Consider the following 13,274-nt stretch of genomic DNA (forward strand, 5'->3'; position numbering starts at 1 on the left):
TACTCACCCGTTCGCCGCTCGAGTACCCCCGAAAGGGCCTTTCCGCTCGACTTGCATGTGTTAAGCACGCCGCCAGCGTTCGTCCTGAGCCAGGATCAAACTCTCCAACAAAAACCTGTTGAACAATCGTCCCGGCAACAAACAAATGTTGCCAAAGGAATCCAAGCCGGAACAAACCGGCCAGGGTATAAAACAATTGGCACTGGCTTTACAAGCACCCTGTTGAGTTCTCAAAGAACAACCACACCCGAAACTGTACGCGACTCGTCGCCGCGCCATTTCCCCGGGGTTGCCTCCAGGACGGCCGCTCCGGCGGCCCGAAGGCCTCCGAATCGCTCGCCCGTCTCCCTGGCGGCTCGTAGAACACTACAGCCCGCCGCCGGGAGCGCCAAATCGGCCCCCGTCCCGCCGCTAGGCTCACCCGCAGGTGTGACCAAGAGGAGCGTGACCATGCAAGCCGACCTCGTCTTCCACGGCGGACCGGTGTTCACCGACGGCGCCCGCCGCACCGACCCGGTGGCCGTCCGCGGCGGCCGGATCGTCGCCGTGGGCACCGAGGTCAAGGAGTTGACCGGCCCCGGCACCGAGGTCGTCGACCTCCGCGGCCGCCTCCTGTTGCCCGGCTTCCAGGACGCGCACATCCACGCCGTGATGGGCGGCGTCGAGCTCGGCCAGTGCGACCTCACCGGCACCGTCGACCTCGACGAGTACCTGCGCCGCATCGTCGCCTACGCGGACGGCAATCCTGACGCCGAGTGGATCGTCGGCGGCGGCTGGTCTATGGAGAGCTTCGAGGGCGGCGTACCCGACAAGGCGCTCCTCGATCGTGTGGTCGCCGACCGCCCGGTCTATCTGATCAACCGGGACCATCACGCCGCCTGGGTCAACTCCCGCGCGCTCGAGCTGGCCGGCATCACCGCCGACACCCCCGACCCGGCGAACGGCCGCATCGACCGCACCACGACCGGCGAGCCGATCGGCGCCCTCCAGGAGGGCGCCATGGATCTGGTGTACGTGCCGCCCACCACGCCCGAGGTCCGGCTCGAGGGCCTTCTGCGCGCCCAGCGGCTGCTGCACTCGCTCGGCATCACGGCCTGGCAGGACGCCATGGTCTGCGCCACCAACGGCTACGACGACATCTCCGACGCGTATCTCACCGCCGCCGTCACCGGCCAGTTGACCGCGACCGTCATCGGCGCGCTCTGGTGGGACCGGGATCTCGGCGCCGAGCAGATCCCCGATCTGGAGGCCAAACGCGAGCGCTTCACCACCGGCCGGCTCCGCTGCAACACCGTGAAGCTGATGCTCGACGGTATCGCCGAGAACTTCACGGCCGCGCTGACCGAGCCGTACCGCGATTCGTGCGGCTGCGTGACCACCAATCGCGGGTTGTCCTTCATCGATCCGGAGCAGCTCCCGACGTACGTGCGAATGCTTGATGCCCTTGATTTTCAGCCGCATTTTCACGCCCTCGGCGATCGGGCGGTGCGGAACGCGCTCGACGCGGTCGAGGCGGCCCGGCGGGCGAACGGCGCGAAGGACACCCGCCCGCACCTGGCGCACCTGCAGGTCGTACACCCCGATGACGTGAAGCGATTCGCGGCGCTCAATGCCACCGCGAACATGCAGCCGTACTGGGCCGCGCACGAGCCGCAGATGGACGACCTGACCATTCCGTTCCTGGATCCGGCGCTGGCCGGTTGGCAATACCCGTTCGGCGATCTGCATCGCTCGGGCGCGCGCCTGGCCGGTGGCAGCGATTGGCCGGTGAGCACGCCCGATCCGCTGCAGGGCATTCATGTCGCGGTCAACCGGGTCCATCACGGCGACAATGCCGACGGATTCCTGCCCGAACAGGCCCTCGATCTGGGTACGGCGTTGACGGCGTACACGGCCGGATCGGCGTACGTGAATCACCTCGACGACACCGGAAGCATCCGTCCCGGATTCCGCGCCGACGTGATCGTCCTGGACCGCGACATCTTCGCCGGCCCGACGACAGAGATCGGGGACGCCCGGGTGGAAATGACGTTCGTGGATGGCCGGGCCGTTTAGACGTTCCACTCCGCGCCGGTCTGCTGGCGATAGGCGGCCACCGCGTCCTCGACGGTCGGGTAGAAATGCTCGGGGTCGATCGTCTTGGTCAGCTGATACCGGACGATCTTCTCCTGCACCCGGCTCTTCATCTCGGCGAAGACGAGGCTGATTCCCTGCTCGTTCAGCTCCTGGTCGAGCTCCTCGAGCACGTCGGCGGCGGTCGTGTCGACATCGGTGATCGGCTCGGCGGCGACTACGATCCACTTGAGCTCCGGCTCGGTCCGGGCGAACTCGCGGATCCGATCCCGGAACACGCGGGCGTTCGCGAAAATCAGCGGAGCGTCGAACCGGAACAGCAGCAGCCCGGGCATCCGCTCCGCGTCCGGATAGACGCTGACGTCGTGATAGCCGCTGACGCCGTGGGCCCGCCCGAGCACCGCCTGATACGGCCACCAGAGCCGCCGGAACACATTGAGCACCGACAATCCGACCGCGATCCCGATGCCCGGTAGCACCCCGAGAACCGCCACTCCCAGGAACGCCGCGACCGCGAGGCCGAACTCGACGCGCCGGCGCCGCCACAGGCTCGTCATCGCGGGCAGGTCGGCCAGCGACAGTGCCGCGGCGATCACGACGGCCGCGAGCGTCGGCTGCGGCAGATCCCGTAGCAGCCCCGGCGCGAACAGCAGCAACAGGCTGATCGCCACCGCGCCGACAACCCCGGTCACCTGCGTACGCGCGCCGGCCTGCTCGGCGACCGCGGTGCGCGACCCGCTGGTGCTGACCGGGAAGCCCTGGAAGAACGAGGCCGCGACGTTGGCCGCGCCGATGCCGACCATCTCCTGGCTGCCGCGCACCTCCTGCCCCGTGCGCGCCGCGAACGCCGACGCCGTGGAGATCGTGTCGGTCAGCGAGACCAGCGTGATCCCGAGCGCGCCGGCCGCGAGAACACCCAGGTCGGAGAATGAGAAGGCAGGCACCGTGAACGGCGGGAACCCCTGCGGGAGCGACCCGACCAGGTCCACCCCCCGGTCCTCGAGCCCGAACACCGGCACGGCCGCGATCGACAGCACGACCGCGATCAGCACACCCGGCACCCGCGGCAGCCACAGCCGCAGCCCCACGATGACCGCGAGCCCGAACAGGCCGATCACCAGCGCGGCCGGCACGATCTTCCCGTCCGCGATGCCCTCGACGAATCCCTTGGCCTCGGCGATCAGCCCCTCCCCGTCGACGGAGAAGCCGAAGAGCTTGGGCAGCTGCCCGACGAGGATGGTCAGCGCGAGACCGTTCAGATAGCCCACCTGTGTCGGATGCGACAACAGGTCGGCGAGAAACCCCAGCTTGGCCACGCCGGCCAGCACGAGCAGCACACCCGTGAGCAGTCCGAGCGCCGAGGCGAGCGCCACCGCCTCCGCCGGATCCGCCCCCGCGCCGAGCGAACCGACCAGCACCACCGCGATCATCGGCCCGAGCGACGAGTCCGGCCCGAGCACCAGGATCCGCGAGGGCCCGAAGACCGCGTACGCGAGCAGGCAGAGGATCGACGTGTAGAGCCCGGTGATCGCCGGCAGCCCCGCGAGCTCGGCGTAGGCCATGCCCTGCGGCACGAGCAGCGTGGTCAGCACGATCCCGGCCACCAGATCGCGAGGCAGCCACGAGACCTTGTAGGTGGTGACGGTCCGGATGCCCGGCACCCACCCACGAATATCGATCACGACCAGAAAACTACGTGACAATCGCCCTGAGCGACCCACCCCCGCAGGGTGGCTTTTTGCGTCCGTACGCCAAGAGCACCGTCACCGCCCACGCCGGTGCTCAGCGCCACCGCCCGCCGACCGCCCGTCCACGGCCCGCCCCACCGCGACCAGATTCCACCCCACGATCGGATCCACACCGCCCGACCGCGAGACACCCCCAGCCACCCCACCTTCCCGCCGGGCCGACGCGGCCTCCCGCCCGGCCGACGCCCCTTTCCGGTCGGCCGCCTCCCCGTCCCGGCGGCCCGAACGGAAGGGTTGGTTCCGTTCCACGTCGAGCAGCTCCGGGATCGGCGAGTGGAACGGCTGGTTCCGTTCCGAACCCCGCTGCCGCGGAATCGCAGGCCGCTGGACGGCAGGGCGCGGGGCAGCAGCAGGCGGGACGGCAACGGGCGAGACACCAGCGGGCGGGACGGCAACGGGCGGGACGGCAGCGGGCGGGACACCAGCGGGCGGGACGGCTTCCCGCGGGACGGGAGCACTCGGAACGGCAGGGAGCGAAGCGCCCCGACTGGCCGGCGTCGGGTCGCCAGGCGCCGATCGCGCTGACGCGGTCGGCTCTGGCGAGATGGTCTGACCTGCGAGCGAGACGGCAGGCCTAATCGACGCGATGGTCTGACCTGCGAGCGGGACCGGGCGTCTCGGTGTTGGGACGGGGTTTGGCCGAGGACGGAGGGCGGGCCTGGCGGTCAGGGACTGGCGGGACAACGGAGTCACCACCGCCAGGACCAGGGCCAGCAGGGCCACGGCTGCTATCGCGTCCAGCCAGTAGTGGTTGCCGGTTACCACCACTACCAGCAGGGTGGCGACCGGGTGGGCGAGCCACAACCAGCGCCAGCGGGAGCGGGTGGCGGCTATCAGGGCGATCGCTACTGCCAGGGCCCAGCCGACGTGGAGGGAGGGCATGGCGGCGTACTGGTTGCTCAGGGTGTCGGTCGACGGGGAGCCGTAGACCGAGGGGCCGTAGATGTGGCCGGTGTCGACCATGCCGGCCGTGGTCAGCATGCGCGGGGGCGCCAGGGGGAACAGGGCGTGGATCACCAGGGACAGGGCGGTCACGGAGGCCAGCGTGCGGCGGAACCAGAGGTAGATCTCGGGGCGCTTCACGTAGAGCCAGACCAGGGCGGCGGCGGTCGCCGGGAAGTGGACGTAGGCGTAGAAGCTGTTGGCTACGTGGATCCAGAACGTGTGAGCGAGCACGGTGGCCTGGAGCGACGCCTCGCTGGGCAGATGGACCAACCGTTCGAAGTCCCAGACGTTCTGAGCATTGGTCAGCGCGTCGCCGACGTGGCCCTCGACCAGGAGGCGGCCCAGCTTGTAGGCCAGGAACAGGACGGCCACGAAGACGATCTCGCGGACCGCGCGCCGCACCGAGGACGAGCGGGCGGAGGACGAGCCGGGAGGAGCGGTGGTTACCACCGGCGACGCTGACGGTTTCCCGCTCATCTGCACCTCCCCGGGCCTCGGACCGGCAGGCGCCCCGTTGGCCGGCAGTCCGGCTTCAAGGATTGTTCAGATCTTGCTCAATGCGCACACACCTGGCGTGAGAACTGGATCACCTTCTCAGCCCGCTCACAGCAACCCCCCGTCCGCCCGCAGTTCACCCGCAGGACGGGGCGGGGCAGCAGCCGCGGCTATTTGACGGCGATCGGGTTGATGGGTGAGCCGACGGCACCCGTGATCGGGAGCGGGGCCGCGGTCAGCCAGAAGTCGTAGACGCCGCTCGCGGCGCAGTCGACGGCCAGGGCGTCCGGGTCCCACATCTCGCCGATGAACAGACCTATGTGCGGGATCACCACCTGGTGCAACGGCTGGAAGGCGTCGTCGAACTCGTTCGGCCGCACCTCGAAGCCCCACGTGTCGGTGGCGATCGCGGCGATCTCCGTGTCGTGCAGCCAGTCCGCGGTGGTGAACGACAGGCCGGGGGCGGGACCGCCCGCGTAGTCACCCCAGCCCTCGCGGCGGCACCGGGACAGCTGGCCGGTGCGGACGACGACGATGTCGCCCCGCCCCACCGCCGAGCCCTGGCGGGCGATCGTCTCCTCCAGGTGCGCGGCGGTGACCGCGAACCCGTCCGGCAGCTCGCCGCCCATTCCGAGGCAGCGGCCGACGTCGAGCAGGACGCCTCGGCCGGCGATCACCGAGGCGACCGTCTCGATGCCGGTGGTGTTGTCGCCGAGGCTGGTGACGGTATCCGCGGCCAGGCGGCCGTTCCAGCTGTGGCCGTGGTCGAAGATGTGCCCGAGCCCGTCCCACTGCGTCGAGCACTGCAGCGGCATCGCGATCACGTCGTCGGCGCCGCCGATGCCGTGCGGGAAACCCTGGATCCCGGCCGCCGCGTCGGTGCCGGTGTCGAGCATCGTGTGCACCGGATTGGTCCGGCGCCGCCAGCCCTTCTGTGGTCCATCCATGTCGAAGGACTGCGCGAGCGAGAACGACACACCGCGCCGGATCAGGGCCGCCGCCTCGCGCCGATGAGCCGGGGTCAGAAAATTCATCGTTCCCCGTACATCGTCACCGCCCCACCGGCCCCAGTTGGAGTTGCGCCCGGCCGCGGCCGCGATCGCCCCCTCCGGATCGGAACGATCCAGTCCGGTCATGCGGTCGTCCCGAAGCGGTCGGCGATCCAGTCGGCGATGAAGACGCTCACGTGCGGCAGATGGTCCAACCCGATGTGCTCCGCCCCACCCTCGGCGGGCGTGAATATCCGCAGCTCCCGGCGCGGGCTCCCGGTCGCCTGCTCGTAGGAGCGATGCGCGTACTTCAAAGGGATCTGCCGGTCGTTCTCCCCGTGCGCGATCAGGAACGGCACCGTGATCTTTTCGACGACGCAGTCCAGGTGCACGGAAGCGGCCGCCTTGATGAAGGTGTCGAGGTCGGGCGCGCCCCACACCCACATGACGTGGTCCCAGTAGTGCGGAACCGGGTTCTCCCCCTCCCGCTCGAGCCGCCGCAGCTGCACCTCGCCCCAGTTGTGGTTGGCGCCCCACGCCACGCACAGCGCCAGCCTCTTCTCGAAGGCGGCGGCCCGCGGCGCGTAATAGCCGCCGAGCGACCAGCCGACCAGACCGATCCGGGACGCATCCACCCCGCCGCGTTCGAGCAGATGGTCGACACACGCGGCGGCCCAGTCCTCGGTCTCGACCCGCGCGGTCAGGCCGCCGAAGCGCAGCGCCTCCCCGCTGCCCGGGCAGTCCACCATCAGCGTCGAGATCCCCCGCGCCCGCAGTTCCTGCGGGAACCCCGAGACGTACATGTGCTCCTTGGTCGAATCGAGGCCGTTCCACATGATCACGCAGGGCGTGCCGGGACCGGCAGACATGAAGTAGGCCGGCAGGGTCGTGCCCTCGAACGGGATCGCGACGCGAACGGTGCCCGGGTCGAGGAGGTCGAACGTGTTCTGCATGAGGTCGAGGCAGCGCTGATAGACCGCCCGCCGCCCCGGCGCGTGCGCGCTCTGCATCCGCTCGGCCTGGGTCAGGTAATTCGTGGCCCGGAAATACCTTTGCCCGGCGGCCCGCCGGTGCCCGGCCGCGAGATCGGCCGACGCCTGCGCGACGAGGTCGTCCACGACGGCGGTCCACGACGCCATCAGCGCCCCGGTGCCCACGTCGGAGCCCCGGGCGGCCAGATCCCGGATCGGCCGGCACGCCCGGTCGACCTCGTCGATGAGCCCGCCGCTGTTGAGCGCGGCCACCACGCCGAGATTCCAGACGTAATTGCCGGGAAAGTACTCGAACATCAGGGATTCACCTTTCCGAGTGAGCGGCGAAAGGCCGGAATCGGCGCGGCCGGCGGCGCGGAGACGACCCGGTTCGAAAGGCTGCCGATGCCCTGAACGGTCAGGGTCACCACGTCGCCATCGCGCAGCGGCGGCGGTTCCTGCGTGCCGTTCCGGCCCCACAGCTCGGCGAGACAACCGCCGTTCCCGACCGTTCCCGAGCCGAGCACATCACCGGCGACGACCCGGCTGTCCCGGGCCGCGTAGGCGAGCAGGGTCTCGAACGTCCAGCCCATGTGCGACAGCAGATCCCGCCCGACCTCGACGCCGTTCACCGAGGCCGTGCATTCCAACTCCAGGAAGCCGTCGGCGTCCGCGAACCCGGACAGCTCATCGGCGGTGACCAGCCACGGCCCGAGGCTGCCGGCGAAGTCCTTTCCCTTGACCGGTCCGAGATTGACCCGCATCTCCCGGCTCTGCAGATCCCGCGCCGACCAGTCATTGAAGATCGTGTACCCGAATATCGTCGCGTCCGGCCCGACCACGGCCGCCACCTCGAGCTCGAAATCGCGGGCCACCGCGGCCGCCGGGAACGGCACGTCGGCGTCCGGCCCGAGCAGCGTGTGCGGGTTCGTGAAATAGAAGGCCGGCGCGTCGTACCAGGCATCGGGAACCCCGCCGCGGCCGTCGATGCTGCGCCGCACTCCCGCCACGTGCTCCTCGAACGCCACGAAGTCGCGGATCGAGGCCGGTTGCAGCGGCGCGAGCAATTGCACTTCTTTCCGAGGTACGCCCGGAAGCAGGTCGAGCGCGGAAGCTGCGGCGACTCCGAGGCCCACCGCATCGCGCACCGACAGGCCACCGGCGAACGGGCGCATCTGCGAGGAATCGACCACGCCGGCCGATACCCGGCCGGCATGCGAGAACGTGGCGAGCCGCATCAGACCGGCGGAGCGACGAAGACGCCGCGGTCGGGGTCGTTGAACGACTGCCGAGCCACGAGCTCGTTCATCGGGTTCGCGGTCCCCCACTGGTCGGAGACCATGGGATCGGAGAAGTCGTAGAGATGCGGATGCCAGGTGTCCTCGTCCAGCTGCTCCAGCTCGGTCGTGTATTCGACGGTGTTCCCGTGCGGGTCGAGGAAGTAGCTGAAGGTGTTGTTGCCGGCCATGTGCCGCCCGGGTCCCCACACCTTTTCCACGCCGGCCCGCAGCAGCCGCCCGGTGCCACGCATGTATTCGTCGATGCCGCGCATCTCGAACGACGCGTGGTGCAGCGCGACATGCGGCCCGCGCGCGATCGCGAGGCTGTGGTGAAAGCGGTTGGTGCGCAGGAACCACATCATCGAGCCCATGCGCGGGTGCATGAGCGTGTCCGAGAGCGCGAACCGCAGGTGCCTCTCGTAAAAGGCGACCGTCGCCTCCGGGTTCGGCGAGTTGATGACGACGTGCGACAGCTTCACCGGCACCGATTCGCCGGCCTCGACCTTGCGGTGGGCGCGCACCTCGACTTCGGCCGAGACCTCGACCGTGCGCCCGTCGTTGTCGAAGAACCGGAATCCGTAGCCGCCGCCCGGGGTCTGCATCTTGCTCGGTGAGGTGACGAGCTGGACGCCGTCGGCCGCCAGCCGCTCGGCGAGCGCATCGACATCGTCGGGAGTCGACGCCCCGAACGCGATGAGGTCCAGCCGCTTTTCGGCCGCGCGACGAAGGCGTACGGAATATTGTTCCGGACTTCCCGCGGCCGCGAGAAACGCGATTCCCTCGTCCGTGATCGCGGGGGTGAGGCCCCACATCGTCGTGTAGAACTCGAACTGCTTGTCGTAGTCGGGCACGGCCAAGTCGACGTGCCGCAGATGGGTGATCAGTCGCTCTTTCATGAAGGCGTTCCCTAAGATGGCTGCATCAGAAGGTGGGAGATCCGGCCCATCAGGCCGGGCACGTCGCCGCGCTCGTGGTCGAGCAGCCAGCGGCACAGCTGCAGCGAGCCCTCGACGACGGTCTTCGCGCGCCCGAGGCGCCGCTCGGTGAACGACCGCCACAGCGAGTCGTCCAGCGCGTCGCGGACCAGCAGCAGCTCGGCGAGCACCGACGCGTCCTCGAGGGCCTGCGCCGCGCCCTGGGCGAGCGTGGGCGGGCAGGCGTGCGCGGCGTCGCCGATCAGCACGACCCGGCCGCGGTTCCAGGGCCCGTCGAGCAGGTGGCTCTCGAACCACGTGTAGTTCACGCGGGACGGATCGGTCAGCGTCGCGCGGATGTCGTCCCACGGCCCGTGGTACGCCTCAGACAGCGAGCGCAGCACGCCGAGCGACTCCACCGGGGACAGCGTGCTGCGGTCCTGGGCGTCCTCCACCACGTACGCGTAGAGGGTGTCCTCCCCGGTCGGGCAGTAACCGGCGATGTAGCTGGGCCCGCCGTAGAAGAGGTCGGTGCGGGTGACGCTCGCCGGCCGCGCGGTGAAGGCGCGCCAGATGCCCATGCCCACACTTGACGTCGCGAGATGGATGCCCAGCATCCGGCGCGTCCACGACCGGATCCCGTCGGCCCCGATCACCAGGTCGTAGCGCCCCGAGGAGCCGTCGGCGAAGGTGACCGCCACGCCGTTCTCGTCCTGGTCCAGCGAGGTGTACGTGGTCCCGAACCGGATCTTGACGCCGGCCGCGGCCGCCCGCTCCAGCATGATCTTCGCGAGCGCGGGCCGGTACATGCCGAGCGTGGCCGGCAGGTCAGGTCCGCCGGTCCGAATGTCATCCAGTTGGACGATCAGGGTGCCAGTCCTGTCCGGTGCGCGCAGCCCGAGCGTGTCGAACGCGTACCCCTGCGACCGGATCCGATCCCAGACGCCGAGCGACCGGAGCACCCGCAACGCGTTGCCCTGCAGCGTGATCCCGGAGCCCAGGGCCGGGATGTCGGGCTTGATGTCGATGAGCTCGACCGAGACGCCACCCTCGGCGAGCAGGATCGCGGCGGCGGCGCCGGCAGCACCGCCGCCGACCACGAGAACATTGCGGACGGCGGGCACGATCGTTTCCCCTCTGTTGCCGGGCGATGTGACTGCGACCACTGTCCGTCGCCGCGCCGTCATCAGGAAAGGCCCAACCACTGATGCGAGCCATCAGCGGTGCTTATACTTCGGCGGTGCCGGTCGACCGGATGCTCGCGAACCTCGATCTGAACCTGCTGGTCACGCTGGACGCCCTGCTGCGCGAGCGGAACGTGACGCGCACCGCCGAGGCGCTCGGGGTCAGCCAGCCGGCCGTGAGCGCCGCCCTGGCCCGGCTGCGGCGCCATTTCGGCGACCCGCTGCTGGCCCGGACCGGCAACCGCTACGAGCTGACTCCGCTGGCGGCGCAGTTGCTGGCGCTGACCGGGCCGGCGCTGGCCGGCGTGCGGCGGGTCTTCGACGTGACCCCGGACTTCGATCCGTCCACGATGGAGCGCGAGTTCACCGTCATCACCTCGGACTACGCGGCCACCGTGCTCGGGCCGCTGATCGCGCGCCGCCTGGCCGAGGCCTCGCCGGGAGTGCGGCTGCGCCTGCAGCAGACGACGCCGTACACAGTGGACCACGCGGCGGACACCCTGCGGACGGCCGACGGCCTGTTGCTGCCGCACGGCTTCCTGACCGACATCCCGTTCGTCGACCTCTACGAGGACCGGTGGGTCTGCATCGTCTCGCGGGACAACGACGCCGTCGGCGCCGAACTGACGCTGGAGCTGCTGGCCGAGCTGCCCTGGGTCGTGCTCTACAACCTGCGGACCGCGTTCGCGCCGGCCGCGCAGCAGCTGAGGCTGCTCGGCATCGAGCCGCGCGTCGAGGTGGTCGCCGACGGTTTCCTGCCCATGCCGTTCCTGGTCGCGGGCACCCGGCGGGTCGCCCTTCTGCAGGCGCGTCTCGCCGGCCGTCTGGCAGAACCAGCGGGCGTACGCGTGCTGAAGTGCCCTTTTGATGTGGTCCCGCTGGCCGAGGCGTTCTGGTGGCACCCGATCTACTCGAACGACCCCGCCCACGTCTGGCTGCGCGGCGTGCTCGCCGAGGCCGGCCGCGAATTGGCGGTCGCGTCTTCCCGATCTGAGGATTTCGCCGGAATTGACCCGATAGGCTGAACTCCACGGGTCCTGCGGGCGGAGACCAGACGTGAACATGCTTCGGCGGATGCGGGTGACCACACGCCTGGTCGCCGGGTTCCTGATCCTCGCGTTGTGCGTGGTGGCGATGTGGATCGCCGCGATCTGGTCGGCGAACAGCACGCGGGCCACGGCCCAGGCGCTGGCCCGGGCGCAGGCGCAGCTCGAGGCGGCGCACCAGCTGAAGTTCCGGGTCACCGACGTGAGCGGCTGGCAGGCCGGGTACGCCTTCGAGATCCTGCGCGGCGCCAACAACGCCACCGCGGACACCGCGCCCGAGCGGGCCGCCTTCCTGGAGTCGATGGACAGCTTCACGCACGAGATCGACACGCTGGCCGCGCTCCCGCTGACCGACGCCGACCAGGCCGACGTGACGACCATCCGGGACGCGTTCGCCAAGTTCCAGGACATGGACAAACAGGTCATCGCCGCCTACCGGGCGGGCACGAAGTCGCAGGTCGACAAGGCCAACGACCTGGTCGCCGGGCCCGGCCTCGACCTGTACGCGGTCATCGCCGGCGGCGTCGACCGGCTGCTGGCCGGTGCACGGCAGCACGAGGCCACCGCGCACGACCGCGCCGACCGCACCGCGACCCGGACCGGTCACGTCGCCAACCTGGTGGGCTCGCTGGCGCTGCTGGTCGCGGTCGCGCTGGCCGTCGTGCTGTCGCTGTCGATCATCCGGCCGCTGAGCGCGCTCGGGGACCGCCTCGCCGACATCGCCGAGGGCGAGGGCGACCTGACCCGCCGGCTGGACACGACCGGGCACGACCAGTTCACGGACGTCGCCCGGTCCTTCAACCTGTTCGTCGAGAAGATCGCCGCCACCGTACGGGAGATCGCCCACTCGGCCGCGACCGTGACGCACGCCAGCGAGACGCTCACCACGACCGCGATCCAGATCATGGTGAGCGCCAAGGCGACGTCCGTGCAGTCGGGTCAGGTCGTGGAGGCCGCCGACGAGGTGGCGACCAACGTCCGTACGGTCGCCGCCGGAACCTCCTCGATGGGCGGCTCCCTGCAGAAGATCGCCGGCACGTCGGCGGAGGCGGCCAAGGTCTGCGAGCAGAGCCTCACCGCCGCCCGCGCCACCCAGGACGTGATCATCCGGCTCGCCGACTCCAGCCAGCAGATCGGCGAGATCGTCAAGGCCATCACGGCGATCGCCCAGCAGACCAACCTGCTCGCGCTGAACGCCACCATCGAGGCCGCCCGCGCCGGGGAGTCGGGCAAGGGCTTCGCCGTCGTGGCCGGCGAGGTCAAGGAACTGGCCCAGGAGACCGAGACCGCGACGGACGACATCACCGCGAAGGTTCAGACCATCCAACAGGACACGTCGATGGCCACCGCGGCGATCGGCGAGATTGTCGAGATTGCCGGCCGCCTGGGCGGCTTCCAGGAGACGATCGCCAGCGCGGTCCAGGAACAGACCGCGACCACCGACGGCATTGCTCAGACCATCAGCCAGTCCACGACCAGCTCCGCCGACATCGCCTCCAACATCGCCACCATCTCCAGCGGCGCCCAGACGACCGCCGACGGCGTCATCGACATCCAGTCCGCCACGCAGGAGCTCTCCGAGCTGAGCAAGGACCTCCGCGTGCTGGTCGGCCAGTTCCGCGTCTGACC

10 protein-coding genes and 1 rRNA gene are annotated in these 13,274 nt (G+C 69.9%); 3 read left to right on the forward strand and 8 right to left on the reverse strand.

The annotated features are described in order from the left end of the window. Positions 1–111 (reverse strand): 16S ribosomal RNA (locus A3CQ_RS0125830); the annotation flags it as partial. A 339-nt stretch (positions 112–450) separates the two neighbouring features. Here A3CQ_RS0125830 and A3CQ_RS0125835 point away from each other — a divergent pair. Then, complete coding sequence (locus A3CQ_RS0125835; protein WP_026206193.1) at positions 451–2,055, forward strand: amidohydrolase; 1,605 nt, start codon at positions 451–453, stop codon at positions 2,053–2,055. On the opposite strand, the gene A3CQ_RS0125840 is transcribed toward A3CQ_RS0125835, so the two are convergent. The 7 genes from A3CQ_RS0125840 to A3CQ_RS0125870 form a co-directional block, all read right to left on the reverse strand. Next, complete coding sequence (locus A3CQ_RS0125840; protein WP_051115351.1) at positions 2,052–3,755, reverse strand: SulP family inorganic anion transporter; 1,704 nt, start codon at positions 3,753–3,755, stop codon at positions 2,052–2,054. The genes A3CQ_RS0125835 and A3CQ_RS0125840 overlap by 4 nt on opposite strands. Positions 3,756–3,836: 81 nt before the next feature. After that, complete coding sequence (locus tag A3CQ_RS62990) at positions 3,837–5,243, reverse strand: phosphatase PAP2 family protein (RefSeq protein ID WP_157296308.1); 1,407 nt, start codon at positions 5,241–5,243, stop codon at positions 3,837–3,839. A 188-nt stretch (positions 5,244–5,431) separates the two neighbouring features. Then, positions 5,432–6,397, reverse strand: coding sequence for a cyclase family protein (locus A3CQ_RS0125850; RefSeq protein ID WP_020513851.1), 966 nt, complete (start codon positions 6,395–6,397; stop codon positions 5,432–5,434). Continuing rightward, positions 6,394–7,539 (reverse strand): alpha/beta hydrolase family protein, encoded by a 1,146-nt coding sequence (locus tag A3CQ_RS0125855; RefSeq protein WP_020513852.1) that lies wholly within the window; start codon positions 7,537–7,539, stop codon positions 6,394–6,396. Before A3CQ_RS0125855 ends, A3CQ_RS0125850 begins: the two co-directional genes overlap by 4 nt. Next, entirely contained in the window at positions 7,539–8,459 is a 921-nt protein-coding gene (locus tag A3CQ_RS0125860) for a fumarylacetoacetate hydrolase family protein (RefSeq protein ID WP_020513853.1), read from the reverse strand. Before A3CQ_RS0125860 ends, A3CQ_RS0125855 begins: the two co-directional genes overlap by 1 nt. Further along, positions 8,459–9,397 (reverse strand): VOC family protein, encoded by a 939-nt coding sequence (locus tag A3CQ_RS0125865; protein WP_020513854.1) that lies wholly within the window; start codon positions 9,395–9,397, stop codon positions 8,459–8,461. The genes A3CQ_RS0125860 and A3CQ_RS0125865 overlap by 1 nt, the downstream gene beginning before the upstream one ends. 11 nt (positions 9,398–9,408) lie before the next feature. Next, positions 9,409–10,539 (reverse strand): FAD-dependent monooxygenase, encoded by a 1,131-nt coding sequence (locus A3CQ_RS0125870; RefSeq protein WP_026206195.1) that lies wholly within the window; start codon positions 10,537–10,539, stop codon positions 9,409–9,411. Positions 10,540–10,655: 116 nt separating this feature from the next. On the opposite strand from A3CQ_RS0125870, the gene A3CQ_RS0125875 reads away from it, so the two are divergent. Next, the gene (locus A3CQ_RS0125875; protein WP_020513856.1) at positions 10,656–11,624 is read left to right on the forward strand and encodes a LysR family transcriptional regulator; all 969 of its coding nucleotides are present in this window, start codon (positions 10,656–10,658) and stop codon (positions 11,622–11,624) included. 49 nt (positions 11,625–11,673) lie between these two features. Beyond that, positions 11,674–13,272, forward strand: a complete 1,599-nt coding sequence (locus tag A3CQ_RS0125880) for a methyl-accepting chemotaxis protein (protein ID WP_020513857.1) — start codon at positions 11,674–11,676, stop codon at positions 13,270–13,272. Positions 13,273–13,274: the final 2 nt, after the last annotated feature.

Source organism: Paractinoplanes globisporus DSM 43857, assembly GCF_000379645.1.
Taxonomy (GTDB): Bacteria; Actinomycetota; Actinomycetes; order Mycobacteriales; family Micromonosporaceae; genus Actinoplanes; species Actinoplanes globisporus.

Excerpts from the sequence above, each read along its gene's own strand:
- A3CQ_RS0125835 (WP_026206193.1), top strand. The coding sequence starts at position 451 with ATGCAAGCCGACCTCGTCTTCCACGGCGGACCGGTGTTCACCGACGGC.
- A3CQ_RS62990 (WP_157296308.1), bottom strand. The coding sequence starts at position 5,243 with ATGAGCGGGAAACCGTCAGCGTCGCCGGTGGTAACCACCGCTCCTCCC.
- A3CQ_RS0125850 (WP_020513851.1), bottom strand. The coding sequence starts at position 6,397 with ATGACCGGACTGGATCGTTCCGATCCGGAGGGGGCGATCGCGGCCGCG.
- A3CQ_RS0125855 (WP_020513852.1), bottom strand. The coding sequence starts at position 7,539 with ATGTTCGAGTACTTTCCCGGCAATTACGTCTGGAATCTCGGCGTGGTG.
- A3CQ_RS0125860 (WP_020513853.1), bottom strand. The coding sequence starts at position 8,459 with ATGCGGCTCGCCACGTTCTCGCATGCCGGCCGGGTATCGGCCGGCGTG.
- A3CQ_RS0125865 (WP_020513854.1), bottom strand. The coding sequence starts at position 9,397 with ATGAAAGAGCGACTGATCACCCATCTGCGGCACGTCGACTTGGCCGTG.
- A3CQ_RS0125880 (WP_020513857.1), top strand. The coding sequence starts at position 11,674 with ATGCGGGTGACCACACGCCTGGTCGCCGGGTTCCTGATCCTCGCGTTG.